The organism is Sporomusa sp. 246TCP1, assembly GCF_057319775.1.
The window spans coordinates 5,625,542-5,642,570 of the sequence record NZ_CM170492.1 but is presented as its reverse complement, the minus strand read 5'-3'; the positions used below and the strand labels follow the sequence as shown (position 1 = coordinate 5,642,570).

The window sequence follows — 17,029 nt, the reverse complement described above, 5'->3', positions numbered from 1 at the left end:
CGAAGAGTGCCCCGAATGCCTAAAAAGGGACTAGCGGGACGGTCGGAACAGTTGTTGTTTGTTGTTGTTTCATTTTGGTTTTTGTGAACAAAACATGTTTTTCTGACAATGCTTGTTACAAATGATGTTGCTCAAGAGATTGCCAGAGTAACACTGAGAATTGTTAAAAAAATTTTATTCAAAATAAAGGCAAAAAAGAAATTTTGTGGAATTAAAGTAAATTAATTATAATTATTTGTGAGGGGGATAAATATTGTCTGCTTTATTTCGTTGTCTGAGCTTAACTCTATTAATAGTGGGTTGTAACATGATTACAGTTTATCCAATTTATGCATCTGCATTACCACAACCTGTCTCAGGGAGTTATCTTATGCCACCAACGGTTCAGTTATCAGGTCATGTAAAGCTCGTGGATAGTTATTATTACGCAGTCGTCGAATTAAGTAATTCAACTGGTAAACAAGTCGTGGTTAAATACATTGATCAGAGTTTACATAGTCTACTACAGAGCGCTCTGCTATCACAAAATTTAGTTACTTTTGTAGGACAAAACGTAGGTGTTTCTTCACCCCCAAGAGGGGGGACTTGGAATATGAGAGTATATAATATTGACGAGGTTACATTATATGATTCCCCTTAACCTTTGTTAGCTTGTTTTTGGTTAACTGTAAAAGCACCGGAAAGCACCGGGACGATTCCGACGCTTCTGCACAAAAACAACGTTATCACCAGTAGAAGCAAGGGAAGAACGAAATCGCTCACGCGATGGCCTTGGTAGTCTCCCGTAAATAAAAATTTCATGAAAAATGTAAAAAGTACGCCCTTTTGTGGTATTGTTTAATCGCCAAACCAAACAAACCAGAAAGGAGGAACGTACTTTTTACTTTATGATTATACCATGTCTTAAGATTGAAATACATACGTTTTTTAACACAGCTAGAGCTCCTCCTGATGCCATGAATTGGCTTCACAAAACAAAAAATCAGGAGGTAGTATGTCTATGCAACAATATAAACAAGAGATTGAGCTATACTTTGAACTTAAAGGGACTCCGGAATCTTCACGGGAATCCTATTTGCGAAGAATCTTTGCCTTCATCAATTATATGCAAAATCAGCACAAATGCATGGAAAACGTTACAGATAGCGATATCCAACAATATATCCTCTATCTCAAAAAGGAAAAGGGTCTGTCAGCTGGAACCATTAATTGTTACATTTCCGCTGTGAAATTCTTTCATACCTGTATCATAGGTAAAGAGTGGAACCCCTTAAAAATTCCCCGTATGAAAAGAATACGTAAGTTTCCAGTCATCCTAAGCAAGATGTGCTGGCAATATTAAATAAAGCTTCTAAAGCATTACATTACTATACGGTAGTGGTCTCAGGGTCAGCGAAGTAGCTAAATTGAAGATTTGTGACATTTGTAGTAAAAGTATGCGCGTACGGGTAGAAAACGCCAAACATAATACAAATCGATACACCATCTTGTCAGAACTGGCCCTTGATGTATTGCGAAAGTACTTCCGGGCCTATTTTTCAAGCTACCAAATGGACGATTGGTTGTTTCCAGGACAACACAAAAGCGAGCACATTAACGTCAAGTCCATCAAAAATACCATGATTAAGCTGCGCAACCAGTTGCAAATAAAACAAAATATTTCTGCCCATACGCTTCGGCATTGTTTTGCTACACATGCCTTAGAGGATGGGGTCGATCCCGTGTTTATCCAGCAAATGCTGGGGCACAAAAATCTTCAGACTACAATGACATACCTGCATATGACATCGAAAAGCCTTATGGGCATTAAGAGCCCTCTTGATACTACTGGAAACAGCAACTCCAAATGACTACAGTACAGGATGTTTTCCTTAAGTTTTATCCCCAGTATGAAAAAAGCTATGCTCCATACATACAACAAGCCAAAGCCGCTAATGATATCATGCGCTGCAGGACAGCAGCTTTAGGTGGTCATACGTTTGAATGCGAAGAATGCGGCCATATAGTTGTTCGTTACAATTCATGCCGGAATCGGCACTGCCCTTTGTGTCAGGGTATTAATAAGGCAGTTTGGGTAGACGCAAGAAGCAAAGATATCCTCAATGCTCCTTACTTCCATGTGGTGTTTACTTTACCATCACAGCTTCAGCCATTGGTTTATCAAAACCAGGAATTGCTTTATGGCTTGCTGTATCAAGCGGTAGCCCAAACCTTGGCGGAACTTTCCCAAGATACCAAATATCTTGGCGCACAGATCGGCTTTTTTTCCTTACTGCATACCTGGGGACAAGATTTGCACTATCATCCGCACATCCACACGGTGGTATTGGCAGGCGGACTAACAAAAAACAATCAATGGCAAAACAGCAGTAAGAAGTTCTTCCTTCCAGTAAAGGTGTTAGCTAAAAAGTTTCGGGGTAAGTTTCTTCACCACATCAAGCAATACTACCGCCAAAACTTGCTGATGTTTTATGGAGATGCCCAGAAATATCAACAGCCAAAATGTTTCCGGGAGTTACTCAAGCAGTGTTATGCCAAAAACTGGTACATTTACACAAAAAAGACTTTTTCCGGTCCACTCGCTGTTGTTCGATATTTGGGAAGGTACACGCACCGGATAGCCCTATCCAATACACGCATTGTCGCCATGGATGAACATACGGTGACAATTACCGTAAGAGACTCTAACGACAACAACCAGACAAAAACGCTAACGCTCAGTGGCGTTGAATTCATTCGGCGATTTTTACTGCATGTACTTCCCAAAGGGTTTGTAAAAATCAGGCATTATGGACTCCTTGCCAACCGAAACAAAAAGACCAAGCTGGAACTAAGCAGAAAACTAACTTTAAGTCCAACCTACAAACCAAAGTTTGAAGGTCTTACAACTGTTGAGATTCTATGCATTCTTGTAGGCAGGGATGTAACGATGTGTCCTGTATGTGGAAAAGGTAAATTACAGGCAAGCTATTCATTAGCCAAAGGGGCATCGCCTTAATGTTGCAGAAATTGAATAGATACTGCCAAGACCTATTTGGGGGAGGGGGAAGGTATGTCCAAATCAAGACAAATGAACCCCCATTTATTACAAATTAGCAAAGTAAAGCACAAAAAATGTACGAAAACAGAAAAAATCAACGATCAAAAACCGAGAGAAAAAGATTGAAATTCCATAGCTGGGCAGCCCGCGACTTCATTCTTCCCGGACAATCAAAAATTTTGCGCGTAGATAATTTTGTGGCTCAACTGACAGCCGGGAGCCGTTAGTTGAGCCTTTTTGCGCGCAAAACTTCCGATTGAAGTACCAGTAGGTAAGGGGCATCCTCGCACGCATTTTGCGCCGTTCGGACTCCCTTTTCCCCTGATTCACACACGGCGTGAAACTTTCGCTTCACCGCGCGTTCCATCAATATTTTATGGTTAGTCAACAACAACTTTTCTCTCATCCTGTTAAGCTTTTTCTCCGATTTTACAGGTAATTTCGGATGTACCGCAGTCCAGTGGATTCTTTCATGACACGTTTTACAAACACTCGCTAAATTTGGGACACGGTTAAGGTCTTTCAAAGACAAAGATGGTCGAATGCGGTGAAATTCCACATTTTCACTCCCAAGCTTTACTTTGCACACTCTACATGTCCCTTTATCCCGGTTAAATGCATACGCACAGTTTAAATGATACTCAAAGTTATACCCTAAACCGTTTGTTTGACTCGCAATTTTGCTCGCGTTGAGCAATTTGTCTTGGCGAAATAATCCCTTGGTCTTTCCTGTCCGTTGTTGATACCTCTCGCGCCCTTCCTGCGTGTATGGAGTTTCCTCTTGATTTTTCAGTTTGGTTTTTCGCCATTTGCAAAAGGCCAGAGAGGTAAGTCCAATTTTCTGTCCGTTTACTTCTAGCATCGGTATTTTTGTTGTATATTGACTATGCACCGATGATAAATTGTCAGTCTGATTCGCAGGAATCGACCGACCACCAATTTTCTTCATTTCACGGCGGGCAAGGTACATAAGATTCCAAGAATGTTTGTTTATATCCGTTGTGATTTGAGTCGCCTTGTCATAGTAATTGATGATTCCCCGAATTTGACTGTTTAGCAGATGGATGTGCTTTATTGTCTGTTCTGGCGTCCCTTGTTTACTTATCTGCCGTATGGGTTCGCGTAGGCTGTTTATTTTGTCTTTAAGCCGTAAGGGATTGGGTCTTGTTTTTGTCTTGTATCCTTTACGCGCCTTAGCGAACTTAATGACCTTGAAGGTAAACCCCAGGAATTCTATTGGTTTTTTCCTGACGTTCGTGATTCTTGTTTTTTCTTCTGATAGTGCCAGTTTATATTTGGACATAAATTCTGTCTGTAGGCGGAATTTCCACTTTTCTGCATTGGTTTTTGTGTTGGTGACAAGTACCCAGTCATCCGCATAGCGGATAACATACGCCGGTTTTAGTGCGCTACGCTCCCGTAAGGCTTGTAACTTACCATCCTTTCGCGTGTATGCATACCGGGTTTTCTTTTCTTCCCAGGCATTGGCAACTGACCAGTCGAATCGATTTAAATACACATTTGCCAGTAGCGGCGATATGATTCCGCCTTGCGCGGCTCCCATTAGATTTCGCTTAACTTCGCCCATAATTCCGGCTTTAAGCATTTGTTTAATTATCATCAAGACTCGTTTGTCCCTGATACCCATATGCCAAAGTTGTTTGATCAGCCGGGTATGATTTATGGTATCGAAATAAGCTTTTATATCTCCCTCGACGATCCAGTGGTATCCAGTTTTATGGACGATGTCTGCTATTCTTTCCAAAGCCATATGTGTGTCTCGGTAGGGTCGAAATCCATAAGAATGACTATAGAACTGAGCCTCGAGGATTGGTTCTATGACGATGCGAACACATTCTTGGATAATGCGGTCTGTAACAGCGGGTATTCCCAGCGGTCGAAGGCTTATTTTTCCCGGTTTGGGGATGTACACTCTGCGTATCATCCGAGGTTGGTACTGGCTAAAATGTTTCTGGATTGTATCGATAACTTGCTCATAGGGTAATTCAAGGATTTGCCGCATGGTTTCGTTATCGGTTCCCGGCGTGTCAGCTCCACGGTTTGCTTTAATATTGTGGACTGCGGTTTGTATGGTAACCCCTGATATGATGATTTCCAGCAGACCGTTATGTTTTATAGCTTTTCTATCTTTTTTTGCTTTCTGGGTCTTTGTATACAACTGGTCAAGGTATTGATACAGTTCCTTTTCGTCGGCAGGAACTTTTAGGACGGGATAGTTAGATTGTTGTTCCAAGCATCAGCCTCCTCGTTTTCGATTTGGCCAGCTGGTTTCATGTCAGGTATGGCTCCACGCCTTCCCTAGCAGGTTGTGTTGACTTTCATATAAATATTGACTATGCCCCTTCACTCCATGGACATTACTCCATTTCATCATTACTACGGGCATTTCCTCCCATTTCGAGTCATCTGCTTTTATCTGCATTAGCATTCTCGTCCGAAGTTCCACTGTTTCTTACATTCTAGCTTTACATAGTGACTTTAACCTCTTCCTTTGGCCCGCCAATCATCTTTTTGACCATTATCGGCGGTCGTAAGACTCCAAACCTCATTGGGTTATCATTGGGTTTGGAACAGGAATGAAAAAGGAATTTCCATTCCTGCGCTTGGACTCCACGAAGGGAGTAAATACCTTCAGTTAGGTATCTTGTTCTTTACGGGTCGTACATACGGAAGTTCCTGATGAGTAGGCATGATCACTTTATAGCCCCCGACTACTTCGCTAACCACTTCACAGGTCTGCTTTTCGCCGTCTTCACCGAGCTTCGTACCTCAGCAGGATAATCTACTTAAGTCACGTCGGAGTATTAGGGATGGTCTGCCGATATTCAGTCCATAGCAGGTAATGCTCCTGCCAATTTGAATGTAAAATTCGCTTTATGCGCCTGGTTTTATTGCTCATTTCTGCACAGGTTGTCCAGGAACAGTGCGCACTCCTTTGATAACCGTCCCCATGATTCCAATTGTGTTTACTTGTTGGGACTATGAATAAACAAACCCTAAGATTTACGATATTTTATTTCTCTTAATATCTGTTTATTTAAAGCAGTCTCAAGTGCTTCTATCTGTACTTTTGTATTGTTAATTATCTTATTAATCATTTCGCGTTCATATTTATTTATATATGGTTGTCGCAATACCATGGTTAATTTGTTGTGAAAATCAGAAACCTTGGTTTTGTGTTTTACAATTTGCTTCTCTAGTTCATCTGTAATTTTATGAAATTCATTCATTCTTTTCATTTCGCTTATTTTCTTTTCGGCAATACACAAATCATTTAACATGATATTGATATTTGCTGATATTTCTTCTTTTTGTTTATTAACCCAATCAATTAACGTTTGACTAATAAAGTGTTCTTTAATTAGTTCTTTGGTTTCACTCAAACTTAAATCTTTAATAATTAAATCCCTTTCAAGTTCTTCACAATACTTGATTTTAATTTTTGATAAATACTGTAATAGAGCATTATAAAACAAAAAGCAAATTGCTATTATTATAAAAGTAAGTTTTAAAAGACTGATTTCTTTATTTAGAATTAAAGAAAAATTAATGTTGTATAATGAATATCCTGAAAGACAAACAAAAACCATGGATAATAATATTTTTAAACTTCTTGGGAAATATATAATCCAAAATAAATCAGTTATGAACATGGGATAATCAACAAAGTTAGATTTTATATTATTTCTCCATTTATACCATTCTGTCTTTATATAATATCCTGCTGGAAATAATAATTTTAGAGTGTATGCCCAATTAAATAGATTATAATGAAAGGATGAAATATTTAGACTTACTGCAATCTGTTCAGTATATTCATTCAATAATATAAGAATACAAAACATAACTATTTGCAGAAAATAATAAGATAAAGCATTGTTTTTAGTAATTACATTTAATTGTCTTAACGATGTAAAATTATTAAAAGAATCTATAAACAATCTTATACTTGCTAACATTAAATTAATAAATGAGGTAAATAAAAGTAAAAATGTTAATTGGTTGTGAGTATCAGTTAATAGCGGTAAATATTCAAGTACTTGCCAACCTAAAACCCCAATTGCCCCCAATATAGCCCATGATGTAAATCCTGATGTTTTACTTCTTGACAATTCTCTATCATTTAATTTAATAACATAATCTATTAAATCTTTTTTTGATAATCCTTTGCTATCATCTATTATTGGTTTATCCTCTGACATACATTCCACCCTTTGCCCAATATGTATATACCTACAATTCAACATTAACTGGTAAATTCCTACAAAGTTCAAAATAAAACAAGGAGGGCGCGGGGTCAGGCCTTACTATATAACCCTTTTCACGGTTTCGAATAGTTTAGTCGGTAGACCCAAAAATCTCTCGGATACCCCTAAATAGTAGCCTACCTTAAATATGCCCTTACAACCGTAGCCTAAAATGGAATTTAAATGCACAAACGAGGAGTCAAATCACTCCTCGTTTGTTAGTACGTCTAAAATTTGATTAGCATTAAGGAAGCTTCAAATCAAAAAAGCTTTTATATTTTAAACCCACAATTATAAATTAGCGTTGTTCCAACCCTACTCCACCGTCACACTCTTAGCCAGATTCCTCGGCTTATCAACATCACAGCCGCGAGTAACCGCAGCATAATAAGCCAATAGCTGTAACGGAATAACAGACAAAATAGGCGTCAAAAATTTATCAGTAGCTGGAATATAAATAGTATGATCAACATATTTTTCGATTTGATTATCGCCTTTGAGCCCAATGCCGATAACAACAGCGTCACGAGCCTTGACTTCTTTGATGTTGCTGAGCATTTTTTCGTAAACATCTTTCTGCGTGGCTAACGCAATGACAGGCACGCCTTCAATAATTAGCGCCAAGGTGCCATGTTTGAGTTCACCGGCAGCGTAGGCTTCGGCATGGAGAAAACACGGGGACAGGATCTCGTTTCAAAAACTCCTTCCAAGTTCATTCGAAACAAAGTACCTGTCCCCCTGTTTCCGGGAGACTACCAAGGCCATCGCGTGAGCGATTTCGTTCTTCCGATGCTTTCGCACAAAAAAACAACTTTATCACCAATAGAAGCAAGAGAACCGTCCCGCTTGCTTCAGCGACGAACGATAACGGAATTCGGAAGCCACATCGACTTCTACCGGAATGCGGGCTAGGTTTTCGATCAGATATTTACCAACAATGCCAGCATGATACGCGGTACCGCAGGCGACAATCGCGATTTTTTTGAGAGCAGTAACATCCTCTTTAATCCATTTTAATTCTTCAAATGCTACGCCACTGTTATCTTTGGCTACTCGTCCCGTCATGGTTTCGCGGACAGCCTTAGGCTGCTCGTAAATTTCTTTTATCATGAAATGCTCATAGCCGCCTTTTTCAGCTGCTTCGGCATCCCAGTTTACTTCAAATACTTTTTTAGTTACTGGTACTCCCTGACGGTTCGTGACCCAAACGGAATCTTTGGTCACTATGGCCATTTCGCCATCACTCAGGATATAGGTTCTCCGTGTGCGGCTGATGATAGCCGGAATATCGGAAGCGATAAAATTTTCTCCTTCGCCAAGGCCAATAACCAGCGGATTATCCTGTTTGGTGCAAATAAGCTTATCCGGCTCATTCTGGCACATAAAGACCAACGCATATGAGCCTTCAATAGTTTCCAATACTTTTTTTACAGTGGCTTCAAAATCACCTTCATGGGGAGACACTTAGGGACGTTCCTTTTTCATCACTCATATTGCTTAGGTGTCACGTGGATAGGGTGTGACATCCGCATTTCATTATCACCACCCTCATCCCCATAACATCTTTCATTTCTTCTTCTGCCGGAACAGCAAAAATTCTTTCAAAACTTTTTCGAGTCTTTGGGAAGTATCCGTTGTATCTTTCCCGCTTTATCCAGTCGATCAACAAGAAGCAAGATGTGCGTCCCCTTACTTCTACGTTGTAGACCTAAGGTCAAAACCGGACTCGGAAAATCCGACCGTCCGGGATTGTAGGGAGGCGTCAGGAAACATGGCTATTGAAATAGTGCGTGCGCCTGACCTCTATCCCGACCATTCTGGTCTTCGTCCCTCATTATTTCAGATATTTTCTAATGCACCATATCTATTTGCCTGTGTTGTCATCTCGTTAAGTATCTGATAACGAATCTCTTTACCAATTGCCCTAGCTAATAAAGGGGGAACTGCATTACCAACTTGTTCATATTGCTCTGTTAGTCGGCCCGTAAACATGAATCTATCAGGAAAAGATTGTATTCTAGCTGCCTCTCTAACACTAAGTCCCCTATCTTGGGTTGGATGAAAGAATGATCCCCAATGTGGATCACATTTAGTAAGAATAGTGGAACACAAACCATCAGGATGCAGTCTTCCATAACGCTTAGTGTGATCGCTACGCCGCGCCCTCTTTAGGCCCGCAGGAAGTAAGTCAAAAGGAATATCTCGCCAACTTCCACCTTGTGGTATATATTTTAACCGTTCTAGATTAATTTCTCCAAGTTTTGGAGACCTATGATTATAAATAGATTTACTATTTGTGCGTAATTCTTCCTGGTAAGCCGACAATGGTGGCAAAATATATTCCATATTATCTGCTCCTCCCCCATTCTGAATAGGGGGCAAATCTGATAAAGCATCCATCACAGTAGTCGGTTTTGCTAGTTGTTCAGCAAATAAACTATTCTCATCATCTAACTTATAGCATAAGGTTTTGGCTCCTGTAAAGTTTGCCACTCCAGTGGCGTAATGCGTTGGCTTTGGGAACTCGCACTGTGCATTCTCAAGTCTTGTTCCAATGAAAAAAGTTCGCCAACGCAACTGTGGAACTCCATAATGTGCTGCAAATAGGATCATGTGTTTAACTTTATACCCTAATTTATTTAAATGGTAATATATAGCCTTAACCACTGCCCCATTTTCTAAAGAGACTAACCCTGTAACATTTTCAATCAAAATAAACTTGGGTTGGAAAAACTCGGCAACCCGTAAAAATTCAAGAAACAAATGATTTCTCTCATCTTCCATCGTCCTGATTGGTGCATTTATAGAAAATCCTTGACACGGTGGTCCTCCTGCTAATATATCAAGCTGCCCTGGACGAACATGGCTTAAAAATGTCAATTGCTCATTTGATAAACTCCGAATATCCTCTGTAAATACCTTTGTACTCGAATGGTTTTTTTGATACGTTTCAGCATAAACCTTATTAATATCACTGGCAAAAACAACATCAAAACCAGCTTGCGTTAGCCCCTCTGATAAACCCCCCGCACCACAAAATAAATCTATAGCTACTAACCTTCTCATTTACTCACCTCAAACTGACCTACTTACATTTATGAAGTGTTTGTTCAACACTCCGTCTTATCACTTCGTCAAAATTATCCCCAAAATTTTCTCCATCTGAAATGAAATTCAAAGCAAAGTCTTGCAATGATATACGTAACGTTCGTACTCGCTTAACTTTACGTATGTTACCGTTGTTTACTTCATCCCCCAAGGCGTACGTAAATACCGTCAGAACTCCTCTTCCAGGCTTGTCCAATACACCTTCAGTGCCAACAATTTCTTCAAATCTTTGATATACGGCATCTGGAACAATAAAATATAATCCTTTTGTGGCTAATTTGGAAGCCGAATAGATTTTTCCTTTTCGTATAATTTGAGGAATCAACCGTTTGTGTACATTTGCCCAGTTCATTCCGTGCTCGGATTTAGGAATAATAACATCTTTATTCTTAGCAAGCAAACTATATCCCTTCCAAGTTTCACGGTAGTTGTTAGTAATATCAATACTCTGAACCTCTACCCCAACACACTCAACCGCTTCCCCATCAATAATTTTCACTAAAACCCAGTCCATACTCAACTTATTTCGCGTTGAACCAACTTGAATTTCCTTTCCTGAATCGTGCCCAAACGCCAATACAAATTCATTAGGCTTCTCTGAAACTAAATTCGTGCCCATAACTTCATCTACTAAATAGAGGGGCAAATAGCCAAATGCGTCAAAAGCGACTTCTCTTAATACAAAATATCCATCAGCATAAAGCCTCTTAGGGCAAATTATTACTTCTTCACCACTACTAATAACAGAACAAACCCCATACGTAATGGTCTTATCATGATTAAATTTTGAACACTTAGTGCCGACAAACGGGCAAAGTTCCCTATCCCAAAATCTACGGCACTCTGTTGTAGTATCATGAGCAGTAAAGCCAAAAATTTCACAAATATCTTGCCGATGTTTCTGCATTAATTCCACCGCCTCAAGTATGGTACCATTTTAATTGTACCATACTTGAAGCATTACGATAACCATTTAGTATAATAACTATGTTTTTTAAACAATTTGCGTTATTGAAGAAACTTGGGAACTCCTTTTTTGTCGACATCTAGTAATGATGTCAAAAAAGGAACGAAACAAGAAGAGACCTGGAAAGATACAAAAAAGGATACAAGGGGACGATCCTATCGTTTCCTAGACTTTAACCACAATGTTAAATGTAAGTTGTGAATGTCAATGAATTTCTTGAGAAGCAGAAGGACGTTCATGTCGCTTCTTCTTTGAAACGACATGAGTCAAGGGACGTTGTTTGGCTCATTTTATACTACTTCATCAAAATACATTACTTCCCCTAAAAGCACAATATCCCTGCCGAATCCATACAAATTTGTCAATAATTTTTGAATTACCAAAATAACGACTAGGCAAACACAAAACACCACCCCAAAACTAAATTCAGGGTGGTGTTCTTTCATGACCTTATTCAACTAAAACAAGCAAACCTACTACTCCACCGTAACACTCTTAGCCAAATTCCTCGGCTTATCAACATCACAGCCGCGAGTAACCGCAGCATAATAAGCTAACAGTTGTAACGGAATAACTGACAAAATCGGCGTCAAGAATTTATCAGTAGATGGAATATAGATGGTATGGTCAACATATTTTTCGATTTGACTATCGCCTTTGAGGCCAATGCCGATAACAACGGCATCACGCGCCTTGACTTCTTTGATGTTGCTGAGCATTTTTTCGTAAACATCTTTCTGCGTGGCTAACGCGATAACCGGCACGCCTTCAATAATTAGCGCCAAAGTGCCATGTTTGAGTTCGCCGGCAGCGTAGGCTTCGGCATGGATATAGGATATTTCTTTGAGTTTAAGTGCCCCTTCGAGAGCTACGGCATAGTCTAAGGAACGACCAAGGAAGAATACATCTTCATTGAAACCATATTGTTGGGCAAAGGTTTTGATGGGGTCAACATCTTCCAGCAGTTCATGGATGTGGTTGGGCAATTCGCGTAGTTCTTGGCAAAGTTCGAGGACTCTTGCTTGCGGCAGCTTGCCTTTGAGCGAGCCCATATAGATGGCCAGCATAGCCATAACAATCAGCTGAGTCGTATAGGCTTTGGTTGAGGCTACCGCGATTTCCGGGCCAGCCCAGGTATAAATAACTTGGTCAGCTTCGCGGGCGATAGAGGAGCCGACAACGTTAGTAATAGCTAGTACACGCGATCCCAGCTTTTTAGCTTCTTTCAATGCGGCTAGGGTATCTAGGGTTTCTCCGGACTGGCTGATAACGATGGTGAGCGTCTGGTCGTCAATAAGCGGCGAACGATAACGGAATTCGGAAGCCACATCGACTTCTACCGGAATGCGGGCTAGGTTTTCGATCAGGTATTTACCGACAATGCCAGCATGATAAGCGGTACCGCAGGCGACAATCGCGATTTTTTTGAGAGCAGTAACATCCTCTTTAATCCATTTTAATTCTTCAAATGCTACGCCACTGTTATCTTTGGCTACTCGTCCCGTCATGGTTTCGCGGACAGCCTTAGGCTGCTCGTAAATTTCTTTTATCATGAAATGCTCATAGCCGCCTTTTTCAGCTGCTTCGGCATCCCAGTTTACTTCAAATACTTTTTTAGTTACTGGTACTCCCTGACGGTTCGTGACCCAAACGGAATCTTTGGTCACTATGGCCATTTCGCCATCACTCAGGATATAGGTTCTCCGTGTGCGGCTGATGATAGCCGGAATATCGGAAGCGATAAAATTTTCTCCTTCGCCAAGGCCAATAACCAGCGGATTATCCTGTTTGGTGCAAATAAGCTTATCCGGCTCATTCTGGCACATAAAGACCAACGCATATGAGCCTTCAATAGTTTCCAATACTTTTTTTACAGTGGCTTCAAAATCACCTTCATAGTACTCTTCCAACAGGTGAGCTACCACCTCAGTATCGGTTTCAGAAGTAAATGTATGGCCTTTGGCAATAAGTTTCTCTTTGATATGCATATAGTTTTCGATAATGCCATTATGCACAACAACAAACTTGCCGGTGCAATCAGTATGCGGGTGAGAGTTAGCGTCAGAAGGACGGCCATGTGTCGCCCACCGGGTATGGCCAATGCCCAGATTGCCGGTAAGCGGCTTCATTTCTACCTTTTTGGCAAGAACATTCAAACGGCCAACACTTTTATCAATATTTATTTTACTACCATCAAAAACGGCAATACCAGCCGAATCATATCCCCGGTATTCAAGTTTGCTCATTCCTTCTAATAGAAACGGTGCCGCCTGATCGGGGCCAATGTAGCCTACAATTCCACACATATATATAATCCTCCTAATTACGGCTATAATACGCTTTGTCTATATTAAAATTTTTCTTCTGCATGCTGCCGTTTTGTTCCGCAAGTTACCCTGCAGTTTTGTCGGCCAGCTAACGACGACAGTCGCCGAGAGGCATCCGCTGACTACTCGATAAACCTCTCCCTCGTCTGCTTGGTTTCGCTCCAAGCACCAGCGCTTTTTCCAACTAGCTTTTGTCACAAATGCAATAATTATTCTGCTTCCACTGTCATTCTCACCTCCAATAATAATAACTATACATATGCAAAGGAGCACTGTTTAGTGCTCCTTTGCTGTATCTATCTTATTGTAATATAGTTTAGTATATTGGTCAATCATGTTTAGGATTGTTCTTGCTTAATTACAGCGGCAATGGTAGTAACAATGCGTTCCAAATCAGGCAACGCCGGGCCTTCGGCCATTACGCGAATAAGGGGTTCAGTGCCTGAAGGCCGCACCAGTATCCGGCCATTATCACCTAGTTCCTGCTCGCCTGCCTGAATAGCGGCCGCAATCTTAGTGTTATTCTCCCAGCCTTGCTTGCTTTTAACGCGAATGTTTTCCAAGAGCTGGGGGAATCGGGTCATTACATGGGCTAATTGTGACATTTTTTTGCCGCTTTGTTTTAAGGCTGCAGCCAGCTTTAGGGAAGTGATCAGACCATCGCCGGTTGTACTGTACTGACTAAATATGATATGGCCTGATTGTTCACCGCCAAGCACCAATTTATGTTTGAGCATAGCTTCCAGCACATAGCGGTCACCTACTGGGGTAACAAGCACTTTGCCACCAGCATTTTTCATGGCCTGGTGCAGGCCCAGATTGCTCATGACAGTAGCTACTAGTGTTTTATCAGGCAGGGTGTTTTGCTTAAGCATTTCTAATGCACAGATAAGCATGATTTGGTCACCGTCAACCGCTTCTCCAGCTTCGTCAACAGCCAGGCAGCGATCCGCATCGCCATCATGGGCCAGTCCGATATCGGCCTTATTCTGAACTACTGCAGCCTGCAGTTGTTCAAGATGGGTTGATCCGCAGCCGGCATTGATATTACTGCCATCAGGTTTATCATTGATAACAATAACCTCTGCGCCTAATTTTCTAAAGGCAGCAGGAGCTGCCTCATAGGAAGCACCGTTGGCGCAGTCGATAACAATTTTAAGCCCATTTAACGAACCATCCACTGCTTTTAAAGCGTAATCAACGTATTCTTGGTATAGATTGTGCTTATAGGTAATAAAGCCAACACCGTCAGCAGTAGGCCTAGGCATAGTATCTGGCTCAGCCTTGATCAATTTTTCCAGTTCATCCTCAACAGCATCAGGCAGCTTATAGCCTGTACCGGCAAAAAATTTGATGCCATTATCAGGATAGGGGTTATGTGATGCCGAAATTACAACACCAGCCTGCGCGCCATGCTGTTTGGTCAAATACGCCACTGCCGGGGTCGGTATAACGCCCAAGAGCACAGCTTCACCGCCCGCCGAGCAGATACCAGCCGCCAGCGCAGCCTCCAGCATATGCCCGGAAATACGGGTATCCCGCCCAATATAAAATACCGGACATTGATGTTCTTTGCCAAAATAGCAGGTTGCCGCCCGGCCCATTTTAAAAGCCAAATCTGGGGTAAGTTCAGCGTTAGCTAAGCCGCGCACGCCGTCAGTTCCAAACAATCTTGCCATGTATATAGTTGCTCCCTTCAATCTGCAGTGCGAATAATTACACCTTATATTCTTTAATAAAACTGATAGCTGCATTCATCCCGTCGAGGGCAGCACTCATAATGCCGCCGGCATAACCGGCCCCTTCACCAATAGGATAAAGCCCGGTCGTGTTAACAGAAGTAAAATCCTGCCCGCGAATAATCCGGACAGGCGCTGAGGTTCTGGTCTCAACACCGGTAAGCACAGCCGATGGATGATCAAAGCCTCTGATCTTACGGCCAAATTCCGGCAAGGCTTTCGCCAACGTTGCTGTTACAAACTCGGGCAAACATTCTCTAAGGTCTCCAGGCGTTACACCAGGACGATAGCTGGGCTTAACAAGATACTTACTACTACCGCTTTTACCAGCTAAGAAATCACCGACCGTCTGCACAGGCGCCTGATAGTTATGACCGCCTACAGCAAATGCCAGTCGTTCATAGCGGCGCTGGAATTCGATGCCATCAAGTACATTTGGTCCAAAATCAGCGGGATTAACGGTTACAGCCAGCGCACTATTAGCAATCTTTGAATTGCGATTGAACAGACTCATACCGTTAGTTACTACCCCGCCGGCCTCGGAAGCAGCCGCAACTACCAGGCCGCCTGGACACATGCAGAACGAGTATGCGGTCCGGCCGGCTGCCCGGTCTTGATACACCAGCGCATAATCAGCCGCTCCCAGCTTGGGGTGACCGGCGGCACTGCCATATTGTGCACGATCAATTAACTCCTGCGGATGCTCAATGCGAACACCAATAGCAAAAGCTTTGGCTTCCATCGCAACATTCGACTGGTAGAGCAGTTGATAGGTATCGCGGGCGCTATGGCCGATGGCCAGAAACAGCGCTTCACACGGCAGAAAGCGGTTATCATTAATGGTTATACCGGTCAGACGGCCTTCCTTATTTTCTATGGCTGTTAGTCTTGCTTCAAACTCAACTTGACCACCCATTTCGATAATCCGGGTGCGGATATTCTTGACAACTTGCCTTAGTTTATCTGTACCAATATGGGGTTTATGGAGATATTTTATCTCCGGCGAAGCACCAGCAGCTATCATCAAATCGACCACCAGCGCCATCCGCGGGTCATTTACCCGGGTGGTAAGCTTGCCGTCAGAAAAAGTACCAGCACCGCCTTCGCCAAATTGAACATTACTGTTTTCATCAAGCTTACCCGTATGCCAAAAATCTGCAATATCCCTGGCTCGCTGGTCAACACTGCGGCCGCGTTCAATTAATAGCGGTTTATAACCATGTTTTGCCAGCATTAACGCCGTAAATAAGCCTGCTGGTCCTGCGCCTACCACAATTGGACGGTTTGTTAGCTGCTTACCCCCGGGGGTAATATCCTCTGCAACCATTGGTGTTACCTGAATAACATCCTTATCACCTGATAGGCGGGCCAAGACCTGGCCTTCGGGAACGGCTGTTTCCACCTCCAGGGTATATACAAAAGTAATCATATTCTTCCGGCGGGCATCAACGGCCTTCCGGACAATGGCCACTTGACATACGGTATCTGCCGCCAGTTTAAGACGTCTGGCAGCTAATTGTTCCAGTGGTGTATCATCAGATAACGGTACACGAAAATTGCTGATTTTAAGCAATGATCCC

Annotated in this window: 10 protein-coding genes and 1 pseudogene; 3 read left to right on the top strand and 8 right to left on the bottom strand. The window is 41.9% G+C overall.

The annotated features are described in order from the left end of the window. Positions 1 to 994 precede the first annotated feature (994 nt). Genes AC1ECB_RS26695 through AC1ECB_RS26685 form a run of 3 tightly spaced genes read left to right on the top strand, consistent with a single transcriptional unit; the run spans position 995 to position 2,998 of the window. Complete coding sequence (locus tag AC1ECB_RS26695) at positions 995 to 1,342, top strand: phage integrase N-terminal SAM-like domain-containing protein (protein ID WP_485666580.1); 348 nt, start codon at positions 995 to 997, stop codon at positions 1,340 to 1,342. A gap of 16 nt (positions 1,343 to 1,358) precedes the next feature. Further along, positions 1,359 to 1,850, top strand: a complete 492-nt coding sequence (locus AC1ECB_RS26690; RefSeq protein WP_485669414.1) for a tyrosine-type recombinase/integrase — start codon at positions 1,359 to 1,361, stop codon at positions 1,848 to 1,850. Next, complete coding sequence (locus AC1ECB_RS26685; protein WP_485666579.1) at positions 1,847 to 2,998, top strand: IS91 family transposase; 1,152 nt, start codon at positions 1,847 to 1,849, stop codon at positions 2,996 to 2,998. Before AC1ECB_RS26690 ends, AC1ECB_RS26685 begins: the two co-directional genes overlap by 4 nt. A gap of 265 nt (positions 2,999 to 3,263) precedes the next feature. Here the strand turns inward: AC1ECB_RS26685 and ltrA are convergent, their stop codons facing one another. From ltrA to AC1ECB_RS26645, 8 genes and pseudogenes are all read right to left on the bottom strand, one after another. Further along, a complete protein-coding gene (ltrA, locus tag AC1ECB_RS26680) occupies positions 3,264 to 5,294 on the bottom strand; it encodes a group II intron reverse transcriptase/maturase (RefSeq protein WP_485664615.1) in 2,031 nt (676 codons plus the stop codon). Between the two features lie 763 nt (positions 5,295 to 6,057). Next, positions 6,058 to 7,263 (bottom strand): hypothetical protein, encoded by a 1,206-nt coding sequence (locus AC1ECB_RS26675; RefSeq protein WP_485666578.1) that lies wholly within the window; start codon positions 7,261 to 7,263, stop codon positions 6,058 to 6,060. Between the two features lie 360 nt (positions 7,264 to 7,623). Next, positions 7,624 to 8,763: pseudogene (locus AC1ECB_RS26670) on the bottom strand (SIS domain-containing protein); the annotation flags it as partial. Between the two features lie 384 nt (positions 8,764 to 9,147). Further along, positions 9,148 to 10,374: a DNA cytosine methyltransferase gene (locus tag AC1ECB_RS26665; RefSeq protein ID WP_485666577.1), complete on the bottom strand. Its 1,227-nt coding sequence runs from the start codon at positions 10,372 to 10,374 to the stop codon at positions 9,148 to 9,150. 19 nt (positions 10,375 to 10,393) lie between these two features. Next, the gene (locus AC1ECB_RS26660; RefSeq protein WP_485666576.1) at positions 10,394 to 11,323 is read right to left on the bottom strand and encodes a hypothetical protein; all 930 of its coding nucleotides are present in this window, start codon (positions 11,321 to 11,323) and stop codon (positions 10,394 to 10,396) included. 536 nt (positions 11,324 to 11,859) lie between these two features. After that, on the bottom strand, positions 11,860 to 13,689 hold the full coding sequence (glmS, locus tag AC1ECB_RS26655) for a glutamine--fructose-6-phosphate transaminase (isomerizing) (RefSeq protein ID WP_485666575.1): 1,830 nt from the start codon (positions 13,687 to 13,689) through the stop codon (positions 11,860 to 11,862). Between the two features lie 359 nt (positions 13,690 to 14,048). Beyond that, positions 14,049 to 15,389 (bottom strand): phosphoglucosamine mutase, encoded by a 1,341-nt coding sequence (gene glmM / locus AC1ECB_RS26650; RefSeq protein WP_485666574.1) that lies wholly within the window; start codon positions 15,387 to 15,389, stop codon positions 14,049 to 14,051. A gap of 37 nt (positions 15,390 to 15,426) precedes the next feature. Next, on the bottom strand, positions 15,427 to 17,022 hold the full coding sequence (locus tag AC1ECB_RS26645; RefSeq protein ID WP_485666573.1) for an NAD(P)/FAD-dependent oxidoreductase: 1,596 nt from the start codon (positions 17,020 to 17,022) through the stop codon (positions 15,427 to 15,429). Positions 17,023 to 17,029: the final 7 nt, after the last annotated feature.

Coding starts and splice junctions, on each gene's coding strand:
- glmM (WP_485666574.1), bottom strand. CDS start 15,389: ATGGCAAGATTGTTTGGAACTGACGGCGTGCGCGGCTTAGCTAACGCT.
- AC1ECB_RS26660 (WP_485666576.1), bottom strand. CDS start 11,323: ATGCAGAAACATCGGCAAGATATTTGTGAAATTTTTGGCTTTACTGCT.
- glmS (WP_485666575.1), bottom strand. CDS start 13,689: ATGTGTGGAATTGTAGGCTACATTGGCCCCGATCAGGCGGCACCGTTT.
- AC1ECB_RS26685 (WP_485666579.1), top strand. CDS start 1,847: ATGACTACAGTACAGGATGTTTTCCTTAAGTTTTATCCCCAGTATGAA.
- AC1ECB_RS26675 (WP_485666578.1), bottom strand. CDS start 7,263: ATGTCAGAGGATAAACCAATAATAGATGATAGCAAAGGATTATCAAAA.
- AC1ECB_RS26695 (WP_485666580.1), top strand. CDS start 995: ATGTCTATGCAACAATATAAACAAGAGATTGAGCTATACTTTGAACTT.
- AC1ECB_RS26665 (WP_485666577.1), bottom strand. CDS start 10,374: ATGAGAAGGTTAGTAGCTATAGATTTATTTTGTGGTGCGGGGGGTTTA.